Annotated in this window: 32 protein-coding genes; 5 read left to right on the forward strand and 27 right to left on the reverse strand. The window is 55.7% G+C overall.

Annotation, left to right across the window (positions count from 1 at the left end; translation table 11 throughout):
• Positions 1-43 precede the first annotated feature (43 nt).
• Positions 44-379 (reverse strand): thioredoxin family protein, encoded by a 336-nt coding sequence (locus NUW46_RS15485; protein ID WP_418140592.1) that lies wholly within the window; start codon positions 377-379, stop codon positions 44-46.
• Positions 380-616: 237 nt separating this feature from the next.
• On the opposite strand from NUW46_RS15485, the gene NUW46_RS15490 reads away from it, so the two are divergent.
• The 3 genes from NUW46_RS15490 to NUW46_RS15500 all read left to right on the forward strand — a co-directional run bounded on the left by NUW46_RS15490 (position 617) and on the right by NUW46_RS15500 (position 3,115).
• Positions 617-1,168, forward strand: coding sequence for a hypothetical protein (locus NUW46_RS15490; RefSeq protein WP_418140593.1), 552 nt, complete (start codon positions 617-619; stop codon positions 1,166-1,168).
• A 36-nt stretch (positions 1,169-1,204) separates the two neighbouring features.
• Complete coding sequence (locus NUW46_RS15495) at positions 1,205-1,819, forward strand: PEGA domain-containing protein (RefSeq protein ID WP_418140594.1); 615 nt, start codon at positions 1,205-1,207, stop codon at positions 1,817-1,819.
• Between the two features lie 354 nt (positions 1,820-2,173).
• Positions 2,174-3,115: a hypothetical protein gene (locus NUW46_RS15500; protein WP_418140595.1), complete on the forward strand. Its 942-nt coding sequence runs from the start codon at positions 2,174-2,176 to the stop codon at positions 3,113-3,115.
• Positions 3,116-3,164: 49 nt separating this feature from the next.
• Here NUW46_RS15500 and NUW46_RS15505 read toward each other — a convergent pair whose 3' ends face one another.
• The 5 genes from NUW46_RS15505 to NUW46_RS15525 all read right to left on the reverse strand — a co-directional run bounded on the left by NUW46_RS15505 (position 3,165) and on the right by NUW46_RS15525 (position 5,400).
• A complete protein-coding gene (locus NUW46_RS15505) occupies positions 3,165-3,539 on the reverse strand; it encodes a thiol-disulfide oxidoreductase DCC family protein (RefSeq protein ID WP_418140596.1) in 375 nt (124 codons plus the stop codon).
• Between the two features lie 196 nt (positions 3,540-3,735).
• Entirely contained in the window at positions 3,736-4,191 is a 456-nt protein-coding gene (locus tag NUW46_RS15510) for a metallophosphoesterase family protein (protein ID WP_418140597.1), read from the reverse strand.
• A gap of 13 nt (positions 4,192-4,204) precedes the next feature.
• Positions 4,205-4,516 (reverse strand): helix-turn-helix transcriptional regulator, encoded by a 312-nt coding sequence (locus NUW46_RS15515; protein WP_338355581.1) that lies wholly within the window; start codon positions 4,514-4,516, stop codon positions 4,205-4,207.
• Positions 4,517-4,530: 14 nt separating this feature from the next.
• Complete coding sequence (locus NUW46_RS15520; RefSeq protein WP_418140598.1) at positions 4,531-4,884, reverse strand: type II toxin-antitoxin system RelE/ParE family toxin; 354 nt, start codon at positions 4,882-4,884, stop codon at positions 4,531-4,533.
• Between the two features lie 63 nt (positions 4,885-4,947).
• Positions 4,948-5,400, reverse strand: a complete 453-nt coding sequence (locus tag NUW46_RS15525; protein ID WP_418140599.1) for a transposase — start codon at positions 5,398-5,400, stop codon at positions 4,948-4,950.
• 425 nt (positions 5,401-5,825) lie between these two features.
• Between NUW46_RS15525 and NUW46_RS15530 the strand changes: the two genes are divergently transcribed.
• Positions 5,826-6,599, forward strand: coding sequence for a hypothetical protein (locus NUW46_RS15530; protein WP_418140600.1), 774 nt, complete (start codon positions 5,826-5,828; stop codon positions 6,597-6,599).
• Between the two features lie 704 nt (positions 6,600-7,303).
• Positions 7,304-7,588: a hypothetical protein gene (locus tag NUW46_RS15535; RefSeq protein ID WP_418140601.1), complete on the forward strand. Its 285-nt coding sequence runs from the start codon at positions 7,304-7,306 to the stop codon at positions 7,586-7,588.
• Between the two features lie 12 nt (positions 7,589-7,600).
• Here NUW46_RS15535 and NUW46_RS15540 read toward each other — a convergent pair whose 3' ends face one another.
• From NUW46_RS15540 to urtA, 21 genes are all read right to left on the reverse strand, one after another.
• Complete coding sequence (locus tag NUW46_RS15540; protein WP_418140602.1) at positions 7,601-8,236, reverse strand: hypothetical protein; 636 nt, start codon at positions 8,234-8,236, stop codon at positions 7,601-7,603.
• Between the two features lie 11 nt (positions 8,237-8,247).
• A complete protein-coding gene (locus tag NUW46_RS15545) occupies positions 8,248-8,778 on the reverse strand; it encodes a hypothetical protein (protein WP_418140603.1) in 531 nt (176 codons plus the stop codon).
• A gap of 146 nt (positions 8,779-8,924) precedes the next feature.
• Positions 8,925-9,527, reverse strand: coding sequence for a PIN domain-containing protein (locus tag NUW46_RS15550; protein WP_418140604.1), 603 nt, complete (start codon positions 9,525-9,527; stop codon positions 8,925-8,927).
• Positions 9,528-9,634: 107 nt separating this feature from the next.
• A complete protein-coding gene (locus NUW46_RS15555; RefSeq protein ID WP_418140605.1) occupies positions 9,635-10,057 on the reverse strand; it encodes a hypothetical protein in 423 nt (140 codons plus the stop codon).
• Positions 10,054-10,923: a DUF6731 family protein gene (locus tag NUW46_RS15560; protein WP_418140606.1), complete on the reverse strand. Its 870-nt coding sequence runs from the start codon at positions 10,921-10,923 to the stop codon at positions 10,054-10,056. Before NUW46_RS15560 ends, NUW46_RS15555 begins: the two co-directional genes overlap by 4 nt.
• Positions 10,924-11,017: 94 nt before the next feature.
• Positions 11,018-11,710, reverse strand: coding sequence for a DarT1-associated NADAR antitoxin family protein (locus tag NUW46_RS15565; protein WP_418140607.1), 693 nt, complete (start codon positions 11,708-11,710; stop codon positions 11,018-11,020).
• A 2-nt stretch (positions 11,711-11,712) separates the two neighbouring features.
• Entirely contained in the window at positions 11,713-12,333 is a 621-nt protein-coding gene (locus NUW46_RS15570) for a DarT ssDNA thymidine ADP-ribosyltransferase family protein (RefSeq protein ID WP_418140608.1), read from the reverse strand.
• A 184-nt stretch (positions 12,334-12,517) separates the two neighbouring features.
• Positions 12,518-13,315 carry an NERD domain-containing protein gene (locus NUW46_RS15575; RefSeq protein WP_418140609.1) on the reverse strand — a complete coding sequence of 266 codons (798 nt, stop codon included), beginning with the start codon at positions 13,313-13,315 and terminating at the stop codon, positions 12,518-12,520.
• A gap of 171 nt (positions 13,316-13,486) precedes the next feature.
• Positions 13,487-14,062 carry a HupE/UreJ family protein gene (locus tag NUW46_RS15580; RefSeq protein WP_418140610.1) on the reverse strand — a complete coding sequence of 192 codons (576 nt, stop codon included), beginning with the start codon at positions 14,060-14,062 and terminating at the stop codon, positions 13,487-13,489.
• Positions 14,063-14,105: 43 nt separating this feature from the next.
• Positions 14,106-14,744 carry an urease accessory protein UreG gene (ureG, locus tag NUW46_RS15585; RefSeq protein ID WP_418140611.1) on the reverse strand — a complete coding sequence of 213 codons (639 nt, stop codon included), beginning with the start codon at positions 14,742-14,744 and terminating at the stop codon, positions 14,106-14,108.
• 22 nt (positions 14,745-14,766) lie between these two features.
• Positions 14,767-15,480, reverse strand: coding sequence for an urease accessory protein UreF (locus NUW46_RS15590; protein WP_418140612.1), 714 nt, complete (start codon positions 15,478-15,480; stop codon positions 14,767-14,769).
• Positions 15,452-16,018, reverse strand: coding sequence for an urease accessory protein UreE (locus tag NUW46_RS15595; protein WP_418140613.1), 567 nt, complete (start codon positions 16,016-16,018; stop codon positions 15,452-15,454). Before NUW46_RS15595 ends, NUW46_RS15590 begins: the two co-directional genes overlap by 29 nt.
• 21 nt (positions 16,019-16,039) lie before the next feature.
• Complete coding sequence (gene ureC, locus NUW46_RS15600; RefSeq protein WP_418140614.1) at positions 16,040-17,743, reverse strand: urease subunit alpha; 1,704 nt, start codon at positions 17,741-17,743, stop codon at positions 16,040-16,042.
• Positions 17,740-18,057 carry an urease subunit beta gene (locus NUW46_RS15605; RefSeq protein ID WP_136631679.1) on the reverse strand — a complete coding sequence of 106 codons (318 nt, stop codon included), beginning with the start codon at positions 18,055-18,057 and terminating at the stop codon, positions 17,740-17,742. The genes ureC and NUW46_RS15605 overlap by 4 nt, the downstream gene beginning before the upstream one ends.
• 10 nt (positions 18,058-18,067) lie before the next feature.
• The gene (ureA, locus tag NUW46_RS15610) at positions 18,068-18,370 is read right to left on the reverse strand and encodes an urease subunit gamma (RefSeq protein WP_069184394.1); all 303 of its coding nucleotides are present in this window, start codon (positions 18,368-18,370) and stop codon (positions 18,068-18,070) included.
• Positions 18,371-18,406: 36 nt separating this feature from the next.
• Positions 18,407-19,303, reverse strand: coding sequence for an urease accessory protein UreD (locus NUW46_RS15615; protein WP_418140615.1), 897 nt, complete (start codon positions 19,301-19,303; stop codon positions 18,407-18,409).
• Positions 19,300-19,998: an urea ABC transporter ATP-binding subunit UrtE gene (gene urtE, locus NUW46_RS15620; RefSeq protein WP_418140616.1), complete on the reverse strand. Its 699-nt coding sequence runs from the start codon at positions 19,996-19,998 to the stop codon at positions 19,300-19,302. Before urtE ends, NUW46_RS15615 begins: the two co-directional genes overlap by 4 nt.
• Positions 19,998-20,822: an urea ABC transporter ATP-binding protein UrtD gene (gene urtD, locus NUW46_RS15625; RefSeq protein ID WP_222465239.1), complete on the reverse strand. Its 825-nt coding sequence runs from the start codon at positions 20,820-20,822 to the stop codon at positions 19,998-20,000. The genes urtE and urtD overlap by 1 nt, the downstream gene beginning before the upstream one ends.
• Complete coding sequence (gene urtC / locus NUW46_RS15630) at positions 20,819-21,943, reverse strand: urea ABC transporter permease subunit UrtC (protein WP_418140617.1); 1,125 nt, start codon at positions 21,941-21,943, stop codon at positions 20,819-20,821. Before urtC ends, urtD begins: the two co-directional genes overlap by 4 nt.
• Positions 21,944-22,135: 192 nt before the next feature.
• Positions 22,136-23,734: an urea ABC transporter permease subunit UrtB gene (urtB, locus tag NUW46_RS15635; protein ID WP_418140618.1), complete on the reverse strand. Its 1,599-nt coding sequence runs from the start codon at positions 23,732-23,734 to the stop codon at positions 22,136-22,138.
• Positions 23,735-23,829: 95 nt separating this feature from the next.
• Positions 23,830-25,137: an urea ABC transporter substrate-binding protein gene (gene urtA / locus NUW46_RS15640; RefSeq protein ID WP_418140619.1), complete on the reverse strand. Its 1,308-nt coding sequence runs from the start codon at positions 25,135-25,137 to the stop codon at positions 23,830-23,832.
• Positions 25,138-25,197: the final 60 nt, after the last annotated feature.

Raw genomic sequence — 25,197 nt, forward strand, 5'->3', positions numbered from 1 at the left:
GCTTGTTCGGCTCAAGGAATAGAGCCTGACGCGTTCCCCTTAGTCACTTCTGTGTCATAAGGTCATAAGGCCGCTCCAACGCAGAACGAACATCGCCAACAGAAAACACCCTGGCAAATTCGGCGAATCGCTGCCCCTCAAACCATAGCTGGACAACAGGCAGAGAAAAAATACCCTGAGCCGCACACAACGGGCCGGCGGCTTCCTGGCAATCAATGTAAGCGGTCACCAGCTTCGGAAATTCCTCCTTAGCCAGCGTCTCCATCCGGGGCTTAATTGCCTGACAGACGCCACAGGTTGCTCCACCATAAAGAAGCAACACCGCAGGGCTGGACCGAAGTAATTCCGATAAAGCCTCTTCTGAGCAGACGTTTTGCATTACTAAATCCTGATAAGCATGACCGGTTTAATCTCCAGCGCCTGCCGCGCAAACTCCGCATCTGGCCAGAACAACAGCCAGCCGAGCACCGCAAGATTTCACGAAATTTTACCCCGGTTACCCGCCCAGTTCATAGCAAGCTCACCAACGCTCAGCTACCATGGCGCGCCGCTATAAGCTCCGGCTTGTCGGCAGGAAATAACCCAAAATAATCAATTAAGTAAGAAGGAATCTACCGTGCGAAACGCAAGGATCATGGCAGTGCTGGCTGCTCTGTTGTACCTCACCGGCTGCGCCTCAGGCGCCAAAATGGGCAACATGGTGTATGAAGGGCCTTTGAAGGCCTATGACACAGCCCTGGAAGATAATGTGGATGTCACCAACGTTTCCGGCGGCGAAGAAACAAACCCTGCATGGACCTCGGAGATAGACAACGACGCCTTCGCAGGCGCCCTGAAACAAACCCTGCAAAAACAGGGATTACTGTCTGGCACCGGTCGCTATCAGCTAGAAGCGCTCCTGCTGGAAGTTGACCAACCCATGTTCGGGCTGGACTTCGAGGTAACCACCCACGTGAGGTACATCCTGACTGACCGCGAAAACAACGGCGCCGTGGTCCTCAACGAAACGGTCGTTACCCCCTACACCGCCACCATTGGCGATGCGTTCGCCGCCATCAAGCGACTAAGGCTGGCCAACGAAGGATCCGGAAAAGCCAACATTCAGGGGCTGCTCGACAAACTCGCCGAACTTCGAATCCAGCCCGGCAACATTTCCCTGGCGCAATAACTCCTCAGGAATTCAGCACCAAGACAAGGAAGCATCATGAAGTCTTCACTACTCCTCACACTGGCCGCCATCGCCTTTCTGTCCAGCGGTTGCGCATCGGTGGTCTCCGGGACCGACCAGAAACTTACCTTCAACAGCGAGCCTGAAGAAGCCACTGTTACGGTTTCCGGCCGTGTGCTCGGTAAAACCCCGCTGACTGTGCCGGTGGACCGGGGCTCCAACCAATCCATTACCTTTGAAAAGGAAGGCTACGAGACTTACACCGCTCAGCTCTCCACCACAACCAACCCATGGTTCTTCGGTAACATCGTGATTGGGGGGCTACTGGGCTCCACTACCGATGGTGTATCCGGTGCCATCCACGAATTTTCTCCCGACCAGTACTTCGTCACTCTTAAGCCTGACACCCCTTCCGGAATATCGACCTCCAAACCGCGACAGATCAAGGAAATCATCATCGCGTTCAGTGGAGAGTTTCGGCACCAGTTGGCGAGCGGCGGCGGTGAAAAGGTGGACACCATCGTGCAACTGCTGGGCGTCGATGCCTCGGAGAAAGAGACCACCATTCGGGCACTGAACCAGCTTGCGCTGGTGAATGAGAACGATCTTGAGTTGGCCAAAGCGATTATTGAGGTTTACGAGGTTCGGTAAAGGTAATCTCCTGAAGCCGGGGGGCATCCATGGCGCAAGCGCCCTGCCCCCTCGCGTTTCAGCAGTTGCCCTTTTTCGCCTGATCCCGCTCTCTCCCGAAGACCTTCGTATTCAAGAACCGCAAACCCCTGTCACAAAACTCACCACCCGGGCTTTAACTTTATCTGCATATGTCGTATCTATTGGCAGTTCTTCAGGGATAGATAGGAAGCGACATTGGATGTTGAAAACATACCCCCGTTTTACCTCCCGTGCTCCCTTGAAATTACCTGAATGCAGACACGCGCGTCTGGAGCGGTCCCCAAAACACCGGGCTCCAGGCATCAAGCATTTGAGGAAATCTGAGAGGGAAGCATGAATAAAAAGAAATTGATCGGACGTTGCGCTGTAGTCTCCAGCTTGGCGCTACTGACCGCTTGCGGTGGCGGTGGCGGCGGTGGGAGCAGCAATAACGCAGAGCCAACTCTCTCGCTTGACTCAAACGGCTACGCGAGCAAAACGATTGCAATTTCCTCGTCCACGAACGTCAACAACGTCAACCAGCTTTCGGCTGATATAAACGGCGCTTTTGGTTTGCTTGAGGATCTTCATGAATCTCTTTGGGATCAGAACGGAGGTGTATCGGGAACAACCAATTGTGATGGAGGAGGCACGGCCACCGTCACCTACGCGGGCAAAGACTGGAACATAGATGAACGCTGGTCGTTCAATAACTGCGTCGTTTCCACCTTTAGCCACGGCAACGTCATGCTCAATGGCACTTTCCGGTACGTTGATACTCTCACCGGCGAAACGGCGACCAGCGAAACCTGGAAGGGGTATGAAAGCTACAACATCACCGGTGAGCTTAAAAACAGCGGCGAGCCATTGACCGTAAAAGGTCGCAGCGACTGGGATCAACTATTCCGCTGGGAAAACGACTCGGCAAGCGGCCGTTTTGTTGACACCATCGAAGCCTTCGAGCTGAAAGTCGGCAACCATTACATCGCTCTCACCAACACCGAGACGCGGCTGGAAGGCACGGAGTCTAACCTCGAATACTCAATGACTGGCACGCTGATCGGCTCTGCAATTCAAGGACATGTTCAGGTATCGACCCCCACTCCGGTGAGCCTCTCTGTCAATGAAGCCTGTCCAACCGAGGGAATCATCCGTGTTGCCAGTGATGGTTCTGCGGAAGTTCGATATGGCAGCAGTGCGGCTGGCACAGCAGGCGCCGTAGCTGTATGGATAGATGGCCAGATTGTTGAGAGCCATGCCGACTGCAACACCGTTGGCTTTGTACCGATCCTTTGATCAGTGGCGGCGAGGACTATGCTCCTCGCCATCCATTATCACATCCAGATTATGGCATGCGCCCGGTTCTCTCCAACCGCTCGCTCACCCATTTGTGATACAGCTTTGCCAGCGCTGGTCGAATCACCGGCAAACCAATCAGCCAGGCAAGCGGTTTCAGAAGCCAGACCCGCGACATTAGCAGGATATAGGCATCCAGTTCCCGGTGGATGTTGCCCTGGCCATCCTCCACATGGAGCTCCTGAAGCGCGGCTTGCGGGTCTATACCACGTTCCTTCAACGCCTCATCACGGCCAGTGATATCCACCCACTCTACCGATTCGCCGGTCCGGCCCGCCAGTCGCTCATAGAGCCTGCGATCCTTGACGCAGCTCGGGCAGGCGCCATCGTAGAACACGCGAAGCTGATCGCCTGGTGCCGTCATCGCCCTCTCCCTTGTTTGCATCGTATTCACCTAACTACACGATAAAACAATGTGTGGCTCCCGTTAACCGTTCGGATCCCAAGGCATGATCGGCTAGAGGTTGTGCCCTCGCTCTGAAATTCCAGGGGCGTTTCGATCATTGTCTGGCTCGCATGCTTGAAGGTCGAGAGTCTCAGGATAGCTCTTTGCTTCAGGATCAAACCGGCAGTTCAATAATCTCACCAACCACACCGTCTTCACTCACCTGCAACCGCCCTACCGTGATCGGCAGCGTAAAACGCCGGGGCCCGGCGCCACCGGGATTGAAGTAAAGCACGTCGCCAATCCATTCATTACGGGGTTTGTGGGAATGGCCGGCGATCACCACCCGGTAACGACTTTGCGGATCGAATTCGAGGGTTTTGACGTCGTGAAGCATGTAAAAGGCATGGCCGAGAAACTCCAGATCCTGAACATCAGGTAGCGTTGCTGCACGGCCTGCTGTATCTATATTGCCGCGGATAGCAACCAAGGGAGCGATGGCCTCCAGTGCCTCCAGAACCTCATCCCGCCCCACGTCACCGGCATGGAGGATCAGATCCGAGCCCTCCAGAGCCTCCAGGGCTTCGGGACGCATTTTGCTGTGGGTGTCTGCGATTACCCCGATTTGCATGTTTACGCCTCGGTCAAGCCGCGCGGCCAGATCCGTTATCCTCACCCGCCTGCAAAGTCCAGGTCATACCCAGAGCACGCCCAGCTTTAACAAGCGTTGTGATAGTCACACCGGTATCCTTCTCATCAAGAAGGCGGTTAACCACTGTACGGCTAGTATGCATTTTCTGGGCAAGCTGAGACTTATTCACACCGGTCTGACCCATTGCCTGCTGAATCTGCCAGACGATTACCCGCTTCAGCGCCTCAGCTTCTACTTGCTCAAGTGTGCCGTCAGCTTCAAGCAGATCATCGAGAGAGCTGCCAACGTGTTTGTGCTGTGTCATTTTCCTGCTCCCATTCAGACAAGATTCTTCTTTCGATCTCTCGCTTTCGCCAACTCTTGATCTGGTGTTTTCTGAGTCTTTTTGATGAAGCCGTTCAGCAGCACCATATCGCCGCGGAACATCGTGAATATGACTCGTGCAATCCGACCGCCTGATAGATCACTACGAACTTCCCACAAATCTGAGTTGACCTTCCCAGAGAAGCCCCTCACCAAAGGCATGCCCAGTGGCCATCCATATTCCACCGTCTTCAGATCAGTTCCGATCACTGAACGATCCTCTTTATCAAGCTTCAGCAACCACTCCTTGACCGGTTCTCGACCACTGTCACTTCTGTAAAATACGACGTTAACCGCTTTCCTTGTCATACAACCCCTTTCCTTGGCGCAAACTGATTGTACCTATTTAGGTGCGCCTATGCCATACCTCTATTAACTCATCAACTTCCGCGCAAAATAGCTCGACCACTCATACAACTCAGGTTTATCCACCATCCCTGCTTTAACAGGATTGAGCTCTACATAGCGACAACAAGCCAGCAGGTAGGCATCAGTATCAATCGGGCTAATCTTGTAGCGCCCTTCCCAGAGAGAACCACTGCGTTTTTCGAGGGCATTCACAAAGCGTGTCTGACGACCAGCCAGGCGCTTCATCAATTGAGGAATTGCGGTTACATTGTCGTTTGCCTGAACGACCAGATGAACATGGTTCGTCATCAGGCAGTAGCTGAACACCTCCAGCTCATAGACCTGCTTCCACTCTTGAAGGTTTGCCAGGTAGTACTCGAAATCACGGCGTTCGACGAACACCGGTTGGCGGTTATGGCCGCGTTGGACAATATGATGGGGATAACCGGGCACAATCACCCTGGTCTGTCTTGGCATAAGCGCCTCCTTGCTTTTCAACCACAGAATCCGTTCTGTGCGTGCAGACCCGATGTTAACCGAAGTGCCGAAACGGTTGGTAGCGGACCAAATCACGGCAGAACTATCAGCGGAGCCGCGAAAATAAATCTGCCCTGGCTTTGAATTGCGTTTTACCCCTCGTTGATCCTCCTTCCAATCACTGGCGCTTAACCGCCCAAAACCTGCTTAACTATAGGATTTGTAAACGTTTGTGAAACTTCATCGAGTACCCTCTCTTTTTAACAAACAGTCTCTAGAATGGTCGCCCGGCGAGCGTCGCATCGTAATCGCCGGTATCGATAACCAGAAAGATCAGGTGGCACTACCTCGGAGCCCGATACGGCTACTGAAGGTTTTCACACATTCTAGATCTTCATTCGCATCACGCTGAAGTAAGGAACACTATGAAACGATCACTCACCTCTTTTACTGCCATCGCAGTACTGGCAATGACGGGTTGCGCCACTCAGGGCAAGGATGGAAGCGCACCCACCGCTGGGGATCATTTGAACTCCTTTATAGCCGGAGCCACCGACGTCGTGTCTAAAACCGTCGAGGTCGTCGCAAAGGATTTTCAAAAGACCAACTTCACCCTCGGGCCTTCAGGTCCAGAGCGTACCGAAGATGGCGTTATCTTAAGTGGCCGGGCAACTTCCTCTGGCAAGCCACTCAACCCTGGCGGTAAGAAGAAAAAGCTTCTTGGCTTCCGAGAGCTCAAGTGGGGCGATGCGCCGACCGACAACATGGTGAAGGTGGGGACTGTCGATACTTTTGATATCTATAAAGTAAATAATAGTGACAACTCTATTGGACGCGCTAGCTTGTCGGCCATTCACTACCGCTATTTAGACGACAAACTTCACAGTGTCGTACTGGAAACCGCTGACTTCGATAATGGAGACGCGCTTCTTCAGGCGCTGGATTCGACTTTCGGTAAGGGCCTTCAGCCGGATAACGGAAACGTCCATCCGTCTAATGCGTCCTATGTGACCTCAAACAGCAGATATGCCGCTCAAACCAACGTTTGGTACTGGGACAAGCATTCTGGCTGGATTGACATGCGTTGCCAGGAAGGCGGTAGCCCCGTATGCAGCGCAACGCTTATTTCCAAAGTTGAATACGCTAATGAAATCAAGAAGAAACAAAGTGCTGCCAACAACGCTGTTTCTGATTTCTGATATAAGCCAGAACCTTCGCTGGGATTCCTAAAAAGTTTCTGAGCCACTTGCGATCCCGACAGATTTTCTCGGGATCGCTCCCTCTTCAGCGTTCTTTCCCTCTCTCCTAAGACTCACTTAGGCCTGATACTTGGCATCAGTCTCCAATCAACGAAGTGGCCAAGAGGATTTGCTGGCCCGCCACCGCTTATCATTAAAAATAATTGATTTAACAACTCCCGAGTGCTGAACTTGCCGAACCAAAAAAACCTAGACCGATCTATTTTTTTAAATGCCGGCCTTCCGGGCTTACGAATTTCAACCCTGATACCAACACGGTTTTCAACCTCAGTTAGTGCTCATTATCGATCGGGCTGATCTTGTAGCATCCTTCCCAAAGCGGACTACCGGGCTTATCAATGGCGTTCCTAAGACGGGTCGGTCGAACATCGAAACTCTACATTAGCCGCGAAAATAAATCTGTCCCGGTTTTCTTCGGGCTAAAATCACGCAGATTGGAAGTAAGAGCTGTAGATTTATCTTTAGATTTGGGCTGCAAATCGCCCCTCCTCGGCACCTAGGGTTATTCTCGAACGAAAACGGGATCAAGAATCAGGACAGCTGGAAAGTGGGACAATAAACCTGCGCCGGATTCCGAGCGGTCACGACTGGCCTGCCAAAAGCCATAAAAACAGGCCAGCAGCCCCGAGAGAAAGCACTGCAAAATGAACAGCCAGGTTCTTCCGAATCGTTGGGGCGGGCTTCGCGTCGAAACTGAAATAATCCTCACCAAACAGCCCGACACCGCAGCGCTCACAGTAGTTTTTCGAGTAAGAGACTCTGAGCTCAGGTGGCTCAAACTTTTTTCGGCAACTGTAACAACTGGGTTTGATCAATGGGGGCTCCGCTTTCTCTACAAAACCGGGCAAAATCACCCTGGTCTGTTTCATCATCCGTTCATCCTTGCTTTTGAAGCAAAGAATCCGTTCTCTGCAGTCCCGGTTTTGTAGAGCTTATCGAGATCACAGGGTATAGCGGTATCCCACCGTTACAGCATCAAAGCTCTCATTTTGGTCCACATTCAACTCAATACTGTGATGTTCCCTAAACCAGAGTGCCGCACCTATTGAAGTCGTGCTGTCAGAGTTCTCCTCATCGGAATCTGAGAAACCACCGCTGATCTCCAGGGTGCCCGGCACAACCCAAATACGGGCAAACAGGCCGTACGATAGTGCGCTGTCGTCTTCGGTGGCACAAATGTTATCCGCACAAGCTTCGACCTCGTTGCCCACATAGCCAACGCGGGGAATAAGGTCTACACGATCCCCAATGGGAATAGGTACAAACAGGTTTAAGCTAATTGAGGAGTTGGTGATTTCGGTGCGATTGCCTTCGTTGGTGAAAATATCCGCTGAAGCCCCGATCGCAAGGTTATCAGCCAACTGGACCGCACCATTGATGCCGGCTGCACCGAAGTCCTCGTAAACCTCATTCAGAAAAACGATTTCCTCATCCGGCGTTACCCGGCCCAGGTACCCGCCGACGGTACTGTATGAAAAATTACTTTTGCCGATACCCGATTGAGTTTTTTCCGCAAACAGCGGAGTGGTTGTCATAGCCAGAACAGCCGTAAGGGCTACTGCGTTCCTTTTTCGCATTTTGTTTCCTCTTATTGTGGCGTGACTTTACTGTCACTGGATTTAGGCTTTGCCTTCAACTCCCGATAAACCTCACAAGCCTTATCCCGCTCTCGCGCTAACCTGGGATCGCTATTACCCATGGCCGAAACCGTCGCCGCATTGCAGGCCTGTCGGGCATCTTCCAAGCTGGAGAGCATTTCTGCGGAGCCGATACTGGCAACTGTGGGCTTGAACGACACAGCAGCATTGCAGTACATATTCTGGATTTTCACCTGCCCCCAGTCGCCTGCTGACGACTGCTTCAATTCCGAACACAACGCATTGAACAGCCGAGAAGCCTTAACGGTACACTCGGAAAACTGGCTAATGTTTTGTTGGTAGTTTGCACAGACACTTTCCGGACGCACTCGCCATAGTTGGTGCTGGTATGAGACAGGAACACCCTCGTATTCGACAACGACGGAACGAACCTCAAGATTTCTGGTTTCATTGAAATGATTCGATACCGTCGACTGCACAGTATTCAGGTAAGCGGAAAACACCAAACTAACTGGGTCCAAAGTTTTGTACTCCGAAACAGATCCAGATTGGGGATAATAAAGTCAGGCCACGCACTCCACACCTGAACAGTAAATTTAAAGAAATTTTGAACCCTAACGTGGAACGAACCGGCGACCCATCAAGGGCGCCCGGCTTACTTGGTTCGTTAAGGCTTTCCTGGTAACTGGTAAGTCACCTTCGAGCCGTTAGTTACGACAATTTTTTGCCGGATCAATTCGTCCATGATTTTTCCCAACTCGTCCTCTTCAAGCTTCTTCATGAACAATGAATTAATCGAGTTGGACAGTGTTTTCACCGCTCTTGGCTTGGCAGCGCCACGGACCTTGAGAAACTCAACAATTGCGTCGATTCGCTCTGCCATTGACTTGGAGTTTGAGATTTTGAGTAGGGGAATCTCGGAAATATCCTTTTCTCTCTGGGCATAGATGCGCTTGGCCTTAAGGTGCTTAATCAGCGGATCGAAGCCAGTATCTTTTGAAATTATATGAAAGTAGCAATCTGGGTCCCTGGCCGCGATGTTTCCCATGTAGAAGGCAATATGAAAATCCAGCGCATTCGGTCCATTGCCCTCTATTTTCACATACTCTGCGTCAGCGCCAAGAGACTGCATGGCGCAAGCCAAATCGAATGAGATCTTTACCTGTTTCGAGCCAACAAAAACGATAACTTTAAAACCGTGCCCCTTGAGTAGCTCGAGATTTTTTGGCTGAACGTTTTCGAAATCAATCAGTACGTAATTGGTTTTCAAGAATACTTCCTCGCTTCCATGCAATTCGCCTTGACGCCATGCATAACGGGCCGGTTTGTGGAGCGACTAGCGGAACAAATCGGTCCCGTTGATGCGCTTATTAGCACCTATTGGGGTGGATGGTTAATAATTTTAAGCATAATGTTTGTAACGCGAATGAATGCGCCTGCACTGGCCAAACCCAGGCCTATCCAGGCCAAGCCATACCAAACTTCTTGCTTGGGAACAAAAAAGCCAATCAAAGAAACAATGCAAAATCCGAAACTAAGCCAAATAGCTTGACTTAGGTAAGAAACCATATCGCTCAAATACGATGTTTCACGGATCTTTTGCATTATTGGTGAGTTCAAAGTCATAACGATGGCTTTCGCCGTTGCAAGGAAGCCAGTCAATATTGCGCCCAGTGTTAAAGAAGAGCTCAAAATCGCATTTTCGCTTGGCAAAGCTAGATCGAACCTCCACCAGCAAACCCCACCTGCTACAGCGAGGATGTAAGGTGCCAACTTTTCAAGATATATGGATTTCATCATTTTAGAATGTTTTTCCAGCCCTTATATGCGCGGTGTAACGCTTTATACCGCTCTTTCCTTGGGAAGCGAAGATCACTGCCTATTGGAATATCATCGAATTGATGAATGAGCCTTTGAGCAATAAGGTCCAACACTTCCATACGACTATCTAGGTTCTCAAGAACCCCCACTCTCAATTTTGTTATTCCGTCGGGGTTTTGACCAGCTTTGGTTTTCAGCGTATCTGCGGTCTTATCAATGAATTTGCTCAGGTAATTACTCTTAGGCTTTCCTGCTGAAATCGTTAATTCAACCTTTTCACCTTGGGACTGATTGCCCAACTCGAGAGCTTGAGTGAGGGCGGTTCCTGCAACTTTATCTGCTTGGGAAAGAAAACGAGGGTCGATTTCAAAGATTATTTTTTTCGTAGCAGCACGATTTCTAAATTTACGCTCAACTGTTTGGTCATATTTAGGGAGAAGTTCGAATGTGTATGAATTATTGGGGTCGTAATTATTGAGGTATTCTTGAATCTTCCCTACACGAGCACCGTGATGGTTATACTGAACAATAAGATGTTTGGTTTTGGGAATGTAGACGCACGCTGTTTCCTCACAGAAAACTTCCCCATTGCTGAAGGTAAAGCCCTTTACCGGCGTCGCTTTGGAAGCTTTCCCAGGCCCATGCTGCTCACGAAATTTGCCAAAATCAAAGAACCAAAGCCCATTGACCTTTCGCACGTCTTCAACCCTAATATCGGCATATCCTACTGTCCTCACTCTTGCCGGCAGCGAATCGTTTTTTATCTGAGCTAATAGATCTTCGAGAGCCCCGCTTCCATCAAAAGCTTTCACCCCAAAAGCATGAACCTTTAACTTTTCCTTCATTCTTACCTCTTGTTTTTATGAGTGCTAACGCAAAGCGCACCAGCGACCTTGACGAAGCGAAGCGTAGACAAGGGCGTCCGACTGCCGCGTGTTGTTAAATCATGCGATCCTGCACCGAAATATTTCTACGTTGTTCCGCATAATGTTGCTCGCAAATCGACAAGAAATCGTCAGATGACGACAAAGCTTTTCCCAAAACGTCGTTCTTTTTCAGGCTAATGAATAGTGCTACTGCATGAGCTTGGCAATTTATGGACTTTTTCGGATTAAATTCAATATCTGAAAATGCGTCAAATTCTAAAACCGAATCGCACAAATCGCGATTTTGAACTAGTGCGTTGATATATATCCAATCATAAAAGTATGTTCTCGGCACTATTGGAAATTTTTCACCAAAAAAACTGAATCCCACAAGATTTCCCGACTCCTTGAGCCTTACATCACGCTTTGCTTCCAACGACTCTTTTAAAAATATGTCCTTGTAGGGGCCACCTCGTTCAAAAACTTTACTTGCTTGGAATGCCGACTCCACGCTGAATGTTTTATTATTTTTCTTCGTGGTTATAGTCAAATTGAACGCGCTTAATTCTATCCCGAGCGGATCTTCAGACTTGCTTGATACCTCCAATAGGCGTTCATAGCCCAAGTATTTTGCGGATTCATGTAGAGAGGCTATAGATTTCTTCTTTTGAGACGCGGCCATTCCAGGAAACCACTTAAACTCTATCAGCTTCTCAATTACTCCAACTTCGCCTTTTTTTGGGATAAACAAGGGCCTAGTTGCCATAATTAACGTCTCACATAGCCCCGAGCAGCAAAGAAACCTTTATTTCTGCTATGCTCGACAAGCTTTAACCGTTCTGATAGATGCTGATACTGATCTTTAGATGGCCGATCAGGAAATACTATTCCACCGATGTAGTCGGTTGGTATTGATTGGTTTACCAACACTTCGGCTTGTGGGTCCGTTGGGTCGAATATTTTAAGTCTTTGCTCTTCTCGCGAATCCAGAGATGGGATCTCATCAAACATTTCTCTTAAGGCCGATGCTGAAGAGAGATCGGCATCCGAAAGACCAGAGATCCTGCCGTCTGCGGCATTGTGTTTACAGAATAAACATTCAAGATCCCATAGCACTGATGGCTTAAGCGCCAACACACACCAAGGCACTTGATTCTCTTGCCTATACTTATAGAACATTCGATGGTTAGGAAATCCAATTGATAGAGAGATGGTATTTCGCCGACCGTCAAGACGCATTTCATCATTGATTGCGACATCTTCAGGGATGGCATCTCGACATAACAAGCCATTTTCCAGAATGCTGGGCAGATTTGCCAGTTGCGTGAAATGAACCAAAAAGGGCACCTGCCGATCTTTCACAACCTGCTTTATTTCTTCCTTGCTCACTCTACCTCCTAAAAACCGAACGCATATTTAACAGTGATTTGATAGCGCGCTTCGTTATTGCAATCATTTGAGCATCAATTAAAGCTCAGGACCACAAACTCATATTGAGCCAGTTAAGCCATTAAAATCAATCCTCTACGATGCAATAACACTCTGTTCGCGCCGTAATCATTTGACAGCTTCGTTATTGCAATAACGAAGCACCAACCATCCCCCGGCACTTGGGAAATGCCTTACAACCAAAAAACTCCTTCCCAATATTCTCTCCGCGCTTCACCGTGCGCTTTACCATCTCACCCTGGCACTTCGGGCACCGTGGCTCACTGTTTTTCTTAGCCACGACCTCCTTCACATGCGCCACGTGCTTCCGGTGATTTTTGAACGTAGCCACCAGCCGCCCGGATTCAATGGCTTCGATTACCTTCTGAACTTCAGCATCCGACAGCCGCTGCTCAGTTTGGGCTTTGATAAAGCGGACATACCCACCACCGTGGGTCACGTTCTCCGGCATAGGCGTTTTGAATGTGGAATCCCCCACAAAGACCACCACCGAAAACACCTGCTCATCAGTCAGGTCCAAGAGGCTTTGCAGTGTCTTAACGTGTTTGTAGTTCTGGTGCAGCGGGTTCTGAAATTTCTGCGAGTACTTGAAGATCTTCTGCGTCCAATACCGCTGTTTGGCGTTACCGAAGATCCAGCCTTTCATGTTCTTGGTTTCCACCACGAACACGCCGTACCGGGAGACAATGATGTGGTCGATCTGGGTGGTGCCGTCTTCCGTGGGCAGGGTAACGTTCTTGATGAGGTGGTAACGGGCTTTATCGAGAAAGAGTTTGGCTGAAAGGTTAACAACTGCCTCCCCAGCCTTTCCTTTGAACCAAGCCGATTTGATGACTACCGCAACGAGGAAGAACGGAATCAGATACCAAATCTGGGCCGGAATGTTGTTCTGGAGGGTGTGCAATATCTGGTTGTAGTCCATCCGTCATCCTTAACAGCGGTGTCTATCCGTTTCTTATAACTACACACTAGCCTAATCCTTAGGAAACTTCCTACCCGTGCGACGTAAATTTTAGTAAACCAAATACAACAAAAGCCGCCCGGTTTCCCGGGCGGCTTTCTTGTCTGCTTATTGATGGTTTTGAAGTACGTATCAGGCAGCCGCCAAATACGCCCCCGCAACCGCCAGCACACCACCAACCCCACGGCTAAACCGGCTATCCGCCTTCAGCATCAAGCTACCCAATCCACGGCCAACTAGGGTGATCGCCAGCGTAGCGATGGAGAAGCCAGCCAGGTAAGCGGCGAGAGTCGCGCCCGCGGGCATTTCAGCACCATGTGCAAAGCCATGGAACAACATAAACGCACCAACCAGAGTGCCACCCACAGCCGTGGGCAGTTTCGCCAGTGTGGCAATCAGGATGCCGGCGACCAGTACGGAAAAGGTAATCCCGGCTTCCACGCCCGGCAGGCTGAGGCCGCCCCAGGCGAGAGTGGCGCCGAGGATCATGCCGCCGATCACGAAGGCGGGGGTGGCGTTTTTCATGGTATTGCTCTGGCGCACGCTCCAGAAGCCGATGGCGGCCATGGCCAGCAGGTGGTCCAGGCCCAGCATGGGGTGCAGCAAACCGCTGGTGAAACCGCCTTCGGCGTGGCCGGAGTGGGCCATGGCGGTGGCAGAAGCCGTGAGTAGCGCAGCGGCGGTGAGGAGTTTGGCTGTGAATTTCATGGTTTTCTCCTGATGGTTCTCAAGTCGTTCGAAGTCGGTTGGCTCAGGCGGGTTCCGCCAGTTTTTCAGGACGACGCTCCGGCAGCATGCCCCGCTCCAGAATGAAGCTGATGATGGTCTCCAGCCCTACCCCGTCGTAGAGGTTGGTGAACACGAAGGGGCGTTCGCCGCGCATTTTCTTGCTGTCCCGTTCCATTACGTCCAGGGAGGCGTGCACCTGGTCGGCGATGTCGATCTTGTTGATGATCAGCAGGTCGGATTTGGTGATGCCGGGGCCGCCTTTGCGGGGGATCTTGTCGCCGGCGGAGACGTCGATGACGTACAGGGTGAGGTCGCTCAGTTCCGGGCTGAAGGTGGCGGAAAGGTTGTCGCCGCCGGATTCCACCAGTACCAGTTCCAGATCCGGGTGGCGGCGCTGGAGGTCGTCGATGGCCGCCAGGTTCATGGAGGCGTCTTCACGGATGGCGGTGTGCGGGCAGCCGCCGGTTTCCACGCCGAGGATGCGGTCTGCGGCCAGGGCTTCATGGCGCAGGAGGAAGTCGGCGTCTTCCCGGGTGTAGATGTCGTTGGTCACCACGGCGATGTCGTAGTGGTCCCGCAGGGCTTTGCACAGCTGGCGCAGCAGCGCGGTTTTACCGGAGCCAACCGGGCCGCCGACTCCAACTCTCAGACAATGTGTCATGGCAGATCTCCTCAATTGTTATTCAGCTTCTGAAAAGCCGTGAATACTGTGTTTCGTGTAAGGCACTTCCGAGCGCCAGTCCCGGCAGGATGGGCCCGAGTTCGTGATCGTTTCGTTCCAGGGCAGTGTCTACCGCCGCCACCAATTGCGGGCGCAGCTGTTCGATGATGCGTTGCGCGGCGGTGTGCCCCAGGGGCAAGGCCTTGCAGGCAACAGCGAGCTGGTTTTCCAGCCAGGCCCAGGCAAAACCGAGCAGCGTCTGGCGCACGGGCACAAACCGTTTGTGGGCGGCCCAGGCGAACATGGTGATGTAGCCCGGCTCCTCCGGAATCAGGCTTTGCTCCGGCAGCAGGTCCAGATTACGCAGCAGGGTGACCAGGGCACCGCCCAGGCGGGTGTCTTCGTCGCTCAGTTCAGCGGTTTCCCGGGTGGCGTGCAGCCAATCGTTCCAGTGGGCCAGCGTGTCGGCATCGTTTTCCGCCCAGGCGGTCTGCAAACGCACCAGCAGGGGCAGTTCACAGCGGCTCAGGCCATCTTCCAGCACGCCTTCAATCCACTCGGCCAGTTCGGCTTCGTTGTTCACCCAGCCCAGTTCGAAGGCGCTTTCCAGGCCCTGGGACCAGGCAAAAGCGCCTATGGGCAGTGCCGGGCTTACCAGCTGCATCAGGCCCAGCAGGGCCAGATCGCCAGCCGGGGCCGCGCCGGCCTCAGTGGGTGTGCTTGTGGCTGTGGCCATGGCTGTGCCCGTGGTCGTGATCGTGTGAGTGGCTGTGCCCGTGGGAATGGCCGTGGCTGTGACCGTTTCCGTGAGAGTACCCGGCCTGGGTGTAGGCACCGGGTTCCGGGTCAAACGGGGCGGTGTGGTGAATCAGCGTGGCGCCCAGGCGTTCCGCCAGTTCTTCCAGCACGTGGTCCGGAGTGATGCGTACATAGGCGCCCTTGTCGTCCATGCCAATAGCCAGGGTCACGTGGCGGTTGCCCAGGTGATAGCACAGCCGCGCCAGGGGCTGGCCACTTTCGATGCGGGCGGTCACCACCTGCTCTTCCGCTGCACGGATGCGGACGATCTCGCCGGTTCTGGCCTGCAGCAGATCGCCGTCTCGCAGCACGGGGCCGCGGTCGAGGAACAGGCCAACATCCACCCTGGTTTCGGTGGTGGCTCGCAGGCGGCCACGGATGCGCAGTTCGTAGGGCAGGATCAGGTTGTCGAGAATCTCGGAGCTCTCGATCCCGGCAGCTTCCTGTTCACTCAGTCGTTTTGTCAGTTCCAACATAATCTTTCTCCAGTGCCCGGCTCAGAACAGATGGTAGCGCTGGGCCAGGGGCAGTTCGGTGGCGGGCTCACAGGTGAGCAGCTCGCCGTCTGCGTGTACTTCGTAGGTTTGCGGGTCTACGGTGAGGTGTGGGCACGCGTCGTTCAGTTTCATGTCGCCCTTGCGCACTTCCCGCACGCCCTTGCAGGCGGACAGCGGGCTGTCCAGGCCCAGCTCCTTGCCAATATCGGCATCCAGCGCGGCCTGACTGACAAAGGTCAGGCGGGTGGCACTGGCGGCCTTGCCGAAGGCGCCGAACATGGGCCGGTAGTGCACGGGCTGGGGCGTGGGGATGGAGGCGTTCGGATCACCCATGGGCGCCGCCGCGATCATGCCGCCCTTGATGATGCAGGCGGGCTTCACGCCGAAGAACGCCGGGCTCCAGAGCACCAGGTCCGCCAGCTTGCCTACTTCCACGGAACCCACTTCGTGGGCGATGCCGTGGGTGATGGCGGAGTTGATGGTGTACTTGGCGATGTAGCGTTTGGCGCGAAAGTTGTCGGCGCCCAGCTCTTCGTCTTCCGGCAGCAGGCCGCGCTGCACTTTCATCTTGTGGGCGGTTTGCCAGGTGCGGCAGATCACCTCGCCTACCCGGCCCATGGCCTGGGAGTCGGAGGAGATCATGGAGATCACGCCCATGTCGTGCAGGATGTCTTCCGCCGCAATGGTTTCCCGGCGGATGCGGGAATCGGCAAAGGCCACGTCTTCCGGGATGTTCGGGTCCAGGTGGTGGCACACCATCAGCATGTCCAGGTGTTCGTCGATGGTGTTCACGGTGTAGGGCCGCGTCGGGTTGGTGGACGACGGCAGCACGTAATCCTTGGAGCACGCGGTGATGATGTCCGGGGCGTGCCCGCCGCCCGCGCCTTCGGTGTGGAAGGTATGGATGCAGCGGCCCTTGAAGGCGGCCAGGGTGTCTTCCACAAACCCGGATTCGTTCAGGGTGTCGGTGTGGATGGCCACCTGCACATCGAACTGGTCCGCCACGGTGAGGCAGTTGTCGATGCTGGCCGGGGTGGTGCCCCAGTCTTCGTGCAGTTTGAGGCCGATCACGCCGGCTTTTACCTGCAATTCCAGGGCTTCCGGCAGGCTGGCGTTGCCCTTGCCCAGGAAGCCGATGTTCATGGGCAGGCTGTCCACGGCCTGGAGCATCTTGCCGATGTGCCAGGGGCCCGGGGTACAGGTGGTGGCGTTGGTGCCGGTAGCCGGGCCGGTGCCGCCGCCAAGCATGGTGGTGATGCCGCTCATCAGGGCTTCTTCCACCTGCTGGGGGCAGATGAAGTGAATGTGGGGGTCGATGCCGCCAGCGGTAAGGATCTTGCCTTCCCCGGCGATGATTTCCGTGCCCGGGCCGATAACGATGGTCACGTCTGGCTGGGTGTCCGGGTTGCCGGCCTTGCCGATGGCGGCGATGCGGCCTTTCTGGATGCCCACGTCGGCCTTCACGATGCCCCACCAGTCGAGGATGAGGGCGTTGGTGATCACGGTGTCCATCACGGCGTCATCGCAGCGCTGGCTCTGGCCCATGCCGTCACGGATGACTTTACCGCCGCCGAATTTTACTTCGTCGCCGTAATGGGTGTGGTCTTTTTCCACCTGGATCCACAGCTCGGTATCGCCCAGGCGAACCCGGTCGCCCACGGTGGGGCCGTACATGTCGGCGTACGCCTGTCTGGAAATTTTCATGCCTTGCCCTCCAGCTTGCCCATCACTTCCTGGCGGAAGCCGTAGATTTCCCGGTTGCCTGCAAACGGAATCAGGGTGACCGAGCGGGTCTGGCCGGGCTCGAAGCGGATCGCGGTGCCGGCGGCCACGTCGAGGCGGTAGCCACGGGCTTTGGCGCGGTCGAAATCCAGCGCCGGGTTGGCCTCGGCGAAGTGGTAGTGGGAGCCGATCTGCACCGGGCGGTCGCCCGTGTTGGATACGTCGAGTTCGATGCGTTCGCGGCCGGCGCAAAGCTCAATGTCGCCGTCCTGGATCTGGTATTCACCGGGGGTCATGTCGGTCTCCTTACACAATCGGGTTGTGAACGGTGACGAGCTTGGTGCCGTCCGGGAAGGTGGCTTCCACCTGCACCTCGTGCACCATGTCGGCCACGCCGTCCATCACGTCGTCACGGGTGAGGATTTCCGTGCCGGCGCTCATCAGTTCAGCCACCGTGCGGCCTTCCCGGGCCCCTTCCATGATTTCGGCGCTGATCAGGGCCACGGCTTCCGGGTAGTTCAGCTTCAGGCCCTTGGCCTTGCGGCGTTCCGCCAGCAGTGCGGCGGTGAACAGCAGCAGCTTGTCTTTGTCTCTTGGGGTGAGTTCCATGGTGACTCCGTTCTCTCTCTGTTGCGGCCAATGCCGTCAGGTAAGCCAGATTCTGGGTGTGTGCGCCGGCACATTCGCGAGCATGGGTCGCAACAGGTGCCAGGCCTGCTCGCACAGGGCCCAGGCTTCGTTACGCTCGGTGCCCAGGTAGCGCAACAGCACCACCCCACGGCGCCGGGTGACGGCCCAGCGGTTGTTGTCCGGCAGTTGTTCTCTCAGCAATTCAATGGCAGCAGCCTCATCGTCCAGGCCAACCGCCCAGAGGGTGGCCTGCACGGTGGCGCCGCCCTGCCCCCAGTGGCCGGTAAAGCGCCGGTGGGTGGGGTCCAGAAGCTGGCGTTCCAGCCACAGGGGCCTGCCGTCCAGGCTCAGGTGAAAGCGTTGTTCCAGCACCCCGGAAGCAAACGGCAGCTTGCTGGCCGGGCGGCCCAGGGCGAGCACTTCCCAGCCCAGGGTCCGGGCGCCGCTTCCCAGTTCGATGGTGGTGGTCTGTTCGCCCCGGGAGCCGTCGAAGGCGATGGTTTCCTGGGGCAGGTATTCGAGGATGGCGTCTTTGGCCACCTGCAATCTCGTGTGCTGGCCCCAGGCCACGCCATGACTGTCGGCTTTGTAGAGTTTGGCGGCAGCCGGGGTGGTGAGCAGTGCGTGGCCACCTTCCGCCACCGAAGCTTCGATGCGCAGTTCGTCGCCACTCACCAGACCGCCCGGTGGGTGCAGCAGGTACACATGGCAGCAGCCGGTTTTGCCTTCCGGGTAGAAGGGGCGCTGCACCCGCAGGGGGCCGATGTGCCGGCGGCGTACCAGACGGGTTACGGGCACTGGATCACCTTCGCTACGGGCCTCGAACCCCAGATCCAGGGCCGCGGCCCAGCGCCGTTCGCCATCAAAACGATGGCCGGAGGCGTGGGCGGTAATGGGCTGATAGGCGGTCATACGGTCAGGTGCTTCTTGATCAGTTCATCGGTCAGCCCGGCAATTTCGCCGTCCGCCACCCGGCGACCCCGGTCGAGGATGGCGAAGCGGTCGGCGTATTTGCGGGCGAAGGGCAGCTTCTGCTCCACCAGCAGCACGGTGAGGCCGTCCTCCTCGATCAGCTTGCGAATCACCTCGCCAATCTGGGCCACGATGTTGGGCTGGATGCCCTCCCCGGGTTCGTCCAGGATCAGTAGGCGCGGTTCGATCACAAGGGCCCGGCCAATGGCCAGCTGTTGTTGCTGGCCACCGGAGAGGTCGCCACCGCGGCGATGCTTCATTTCCTTCAGCACCGGGAACAGCTCGTACACCCGCTCGGGGATTTTCTTGCTGCCGTCCTTGCGAACGGCCAGGCCGGTGCGCAGGTTTTCTTCCACGGTCAGCAGCGGAAAAATCTGGCGGCCCTGGGGCACGTAGCCGATGCCCAGGCGGGAGCGGTCTTCGACTTTCTTTTTGGTGAGTTCCACATCGCCGGCAAATTCAATGCTGCCGCTCTTGGTGGTTTCCTCGCCCATGATGCATTTCATCAGCGTGGTCTTGCCCACGCCGTTGCGGCCCATCACGCAGGTGCACTGGCCCTGGGGCACGTCCAGGTCCAGATCCCAGAGGGTGTGGCTTTCACCGTAAAACTGGTTGAGCTTTTCAATCTTCAGCATTACGCCTCCTCCCCGAGATACACCTTGATCACTTCCGGATCGTTGGAGACCTGGTCCATGCTGCCTTCCGCCAGCACACTGCCCTGGTGCAGCACGGTCACCTTGCGGGCAATGGAGCGCACAAAGCCCATGTCGTGTTCCACCACCACAACCGACTGTTTGCCGGCCAGGCTGGTGAGCAGTTCGGCGGTGCGCTCCATCTCCTGTTCGGTCATGCCGGCGACCGGCTCGTCCACCAGCAGCAGGCGCGGCTTCTGCATCAGCAACATGCCGATTTCCAGCCACTGTTTCTGGCCGTGGGAGAGAATGCCGGCGAGGCGGTCGCGGAGGGATTCCAGGCCGATCATTTCCAGCACTTCGTCGATGCGGTCCCGGTATTCGGCTTTCATCACGGCGGTCAGCGTGGGAAACACGCGCTTGTCCGCCGCCATGGCCAGTTCCAGGTTTTCGAACACGGTGAGGGCTTCGAATACCGTGGGTTTCTGGAACTTGCGGCCGATGCCCAGGGAGGCGATGTCCGGCTCGTTCATGGTGAGCAGGTTGTGGCGGCTGCCGAACCATACCGAGCCGGTGTCCGGCCGGGTTTTACCGGTGATGATGTCCATCATGGTGGTCTTACCGGCGCCATTGGGCCCGATGATGCAACGGAGCTCGCCGTCGTCGATGGTAAGGTTGAGGTTGTTGATGGCCTTGAAGCCATCAAAGCTCACGCTCACATCTTCCATGTAGAGGATGGGGCCGTGCCGCACGTCCACCGGCGATTGCACCTGAGTGAGAAACTCGAACACGTGCTCCCGGTCAGCCAGTTCCTTGAAAATGCTCATGCGGTTGCCTCCTGGCCTGCGGGTGTATCGTCATCGGCGTTGGCTTTGCGGCGTTTCTGCAACAACCCGGCAATGCCCTTGGGCAGGAACACGGTAACCAGCACAAACAGGCCGCCGAGGGCGAACAGCCAGGCGTCCGGCATGATGCCGGTGAACACGGTTTTGGCGTAGTTCACCAGGATGGCCCCGATGACCGCACCGTAGAGGGTTGCACGTCCGCCCAGGGCCACCCACACCACGATCTCGATGGAGAACAGGGGCGAGAATTCGCTCGGGTTGATAATGCCCACCTGGGGCACGTACAGCGCGCCGGCCACGCCCGCCAGCATGGCGGACACCACGAACACGAACAGCTGAACCCGCTCCACCCGGTAACCCAGGAAGCGGGTGCGTGCCTCGGCATCCCGGCAGGCCACGCTCACCCGGCCCAGCTTGCTGGTCACTATGCCCCGGCAGATCACGTAGCCAATGGCCAACGCGATGCCGGTGGCAATGAACAGTCCGAGACGCGTCGCATCGGTGCGCAGGTTGAAGCCGAGGATATCCTTGAAGTCGGTGAGGCCGTTGTTGCCACCAAAGCCCATCTCGTTACGGAAGAAGGCCAGCATCAGGGCAAAGGTCAGCGCCTGGGTGATGATGGAGAGGTATACGCCGGTCACCCGCGAGCGGAAGGCCAGGAAGCCAAACACCAGGGCCAGCAGGCCCGGCGCCAGCAGCACCATGATGAAGGCGAACCAGGCCATGTCGAACCCGTGCCAGAACCAGGGCAGCTCCTGCCAGTTCAGGAACACCATGAAGTCCGGCAGGATGGGATCGCCATACACGCCGCGATCACCAATCTGGCGCATCAGGTACATGCCCATGGCGTAGCCGCCCAGGGCAAAGAAGGCGCCATGGCCCAGGCTGAGGATACCGAGGTAGCCCCAAACCAGGTCCACCGCTACTGCCAGCAGCGCATAGCACAGGTACTTGCCCAGCAGCGTCACGGTGTAGGCGCTGACATGCAGAGCGCTGTCCTCGGGCATGAACACGTGGAGGAAGCTCACCACCACCAGGGCCACAAACAGCACCCCCAGAAATACTTGCGTGGATCGCTCTTGTAAGGGTCTTGTTAGCCACATAACTGGTGTCCCTTCTGGCTAATTATTTGATTCACTGAGCCTCTGAACGCCTTGAGAGCAAGGCGCAGTGGCGAAGGTTTGGTGGTTCCAAATCGAGGCGCTGCAACGCGGCTATCAAGGCGTTCAGAGGCTCCCGAAGGGCGAGGCGCGTGCGCCTCGCAGTGGATTAAAGAATTGGCTAGACGGGACACCCTAGCCCTCCGCAGCCCGGCCTTTCTGGGGGAAGAGCCCCTTCGGCCGTTTCTGGATAAACAGGATGATGAACACCAGCACGATGATCTTGGCGAGTACGGCACCGGCCCAGGGTTCGAGCAGCTGGTTGATGGTGCCCAGGGAAAGCCCGGCAATAAGGGTGCCCCAGAGGTTACCCACGCCACCGAACACCACCACCATGAACGAGTCGATGATGTAGTTCTGGCCCAGGTTCGGGCCCACATTGGTGAGCTGGGACAGCGCCACCCCGGCCAGACCAGCCACTCCGGAGCCGAGGGCAAAGGTCATGATGTCCACACGGGTGGCGCGGATGCCCATGGAGCGGGCCATGGCGCGGTTCTGGGTAACGGCACGGACTTCAAGGCCAAGGCGGGTCTTGCGCATGATCAGCATCAGGCCGGCGAAGACAATCAGTGCGAAGGCCAGCACATACAGGCGGTTCAGGGTCAGCGAGAGCGCGTCGTTGATCACCAGGGAGCCGCTCATCCAGTCCGGTGTCACCACGGTGCGGTTCTGGGGCGAGATCACCGTGCGCACCAGCTGCTGCAGGATCAGGCTGATACCGAAGGTTGCCAGCAGGGTTTCCAGCGGGCGGCCTTTGAGGTACTGGATAACGCTGCGCTCAATGATGATGCCGGCGGTGGCCGCCACCATGAACCCGGCGGGAATCGAGAGAATCAGCGCCAGGCCAGGTTGCCCGGGGAAGAGTTGCTGCATGCCCCAGGTGGTGTAGGCACCCAGCATGATCAGTTCGCCGTGGGCCATGTTGATCACGCCCATCACGCCGAAGGTTATGGCCAGGCCGATGGCGGCGAGGACCAGAACAGAACCGAGCGACAGGCCGAAATACAGGGTCTCGGCGGCGCGGTTCAGTTTGAGTTTCTGTTCGATGCTTTCGAGGGCTTTGGCTGCCCGTTGGGCCAGCGCCTCGTTGTCACCGCGAACGGCCTCGTTCAGGGCGGCGCGGGCGCGCGGGTGCAGGCTGCCGGCCAGCACGTCCACGGCCTCAAGATTGCCCTCGCCCACCCGGTAGATGGCCAGGGCTTCTTCAATGCGGTTGCGTACGGCGGCGTTTTCTTCTTTGGCCAGCTGCGCTTCCAGCGGCTCCACCAGGGAGGCGTCCACCTTGCCCATCATGTCCTGTGCGGAGGCTTCGCGCACATCGGGATCTTTAGCATTCAGGTCCAGCATGGCCAATATGCCTTCAAGCTGGCCCCGTATGCGGTTGTTGATGGCGACTCTGTCCAGCTCGCGGCGGGACATTTCACCCATGTTCTCTCCGGTCAGCGGGTCGGCAATTTCCCAGTCCCTGCCCCGGTTGTTCAGTACCAGTACCACCTGCCCGGTATCTTTGATCCGGCTCAGGCGATTGTTTCCATAGGCTTCGAGCCAGCCTCTGGCTCTTTCATCACCGCTGCTGACGATGGCGTTCACCGCCTCTTCCACTTTGCTGGCCGGCGCTTCTGCCAGGTTGATCAGCAGGGCCTTGCCAGGGTCGTCTTCCTGCGCCGTTGCGGGCAGCGATAGCAGGGAAAACAGGGCGATAAGCAGCAGTGTGAGCGATCGGAAGATGCTCATGAGAGTGTCCTGTCTGTTTCAAGCGTGTTGCGGGGAACAGCCGGGAGCGGCGCTTGCCACCCCCCGGTTGTCCATGGTGCTATGCCAACTGAGCCTTACTCGGCTTCAGCGGCCATTTCGCCCGCAGAGGCGCCACAGGTGCCGGTTGCGGTATTGAAGGTTCCGCAGAACAACGGCTTGCGCCAGTCAGCAATCATGTCGCGGGAACCCGGCAGGTAGTCAGACCAGGCGTCGCCAGCTACAAGCGACGGGGTTTCCCAGACGACGGAGAACTGGCCGTTATCCTGGATCTCGCCGATCAGCACCGGCTTGGTGATGTGGTGGTTGGGCATCATGGCGGCGTAGCCACCGGTGAGGTTGGGCACGGTCACACCGATGATGGCGTCTTTCACTGCGTCAACGTCTGTGGTGCCGGCCTTCTTCACTGCTTCAACGTACATGTTGAAGCCGATGTAGTGGGCTTCCATCGGGTCGTTGGTTACGGCTTGCTCGTTGCCGGTGTGCTCGATCCACTGGTCGATGAAGTCGTAGTTGGCGTCGTTGTCCACGCTCATGAAGTAGTTCCAGGCAGCCAGGTGGCCAACCAGCGGGCCGGTGTCGATACCGGAGAGCTCCTGCTCACCCACGGAGAAAGCAACAACCGGGATGTCGGAGGCGGAGATACCCTGGTTGCCCAGCTCGCGGTAGAAAGGCACGTTGGCGTCACCATTGATGGTGGAGACCACGGCGGTCTTCTTGCCAGCGGAACCGAAGCGCTTGATGTCAGAGACAATGTTCTGCCAGTCGGAGTGACCAAACGGGGTGTAGTTGATCATGATGTCTTCCTTGGCCACACCCATATCCATCAGATAGGTCTCAAGGATCTTGTTGGTGGTACGCGGGTAAACGTAGTCGGTACCTGCCAGAACCCAGCGCTCCACGCCGATTTCGTTCATCAGGTAGTTAACCGCAGGGATCGCCTGCTGGTTGGGCGCGGCACCGGTGTAGAAAACGTTTTCGGAGGATTCCTCACCCTCGTACTGAACCGGGTAGAACAGAAGGCCGTTCAGCTCTTCCACCACTGGCAGTACGGATTTACGGGAAACCGAGGTCCAGTTACCGAAGATCACGTCCACTTCTTCCTGGGCCAGCAGCTCACGGGCTTTTTCAGCGAACAGCGGCCAGTTGGAAGCCGGGTCTACAACAACCGCTTCCATCTGACGACCGAGCACACCGCCTTTGGCGTTCTGTTGCTCGATCAGCATTTCAACGGTGTCTTTCAGAACGGTTTCACTGATGGCCATGGTGCCGGACAGCGAATGCAGGATACCCACTTTGATGGGATCTTCCGCCGCCATGGAATTAAAAGAGATGGAAAGTGCGAGTGCAGAGAGGCCAAGTTTCACGTGTTTTTTCATGGTCATTTCAGGCGTCCTTTTCTTAGTTAGGTATGCAGTTCGTCTTAAAACGCAGCAGGGCCTCTG

The organism is Marinobacter sp. MA (assembly GCF_048298425.1).
Taxonomy (GTDB): Bacteria; Pseudomonadota; Gammaproteobacteria; order Pseudomonadales; family Oleiphilaceae; genus Marinobacter; species Marinobacter salsuginis.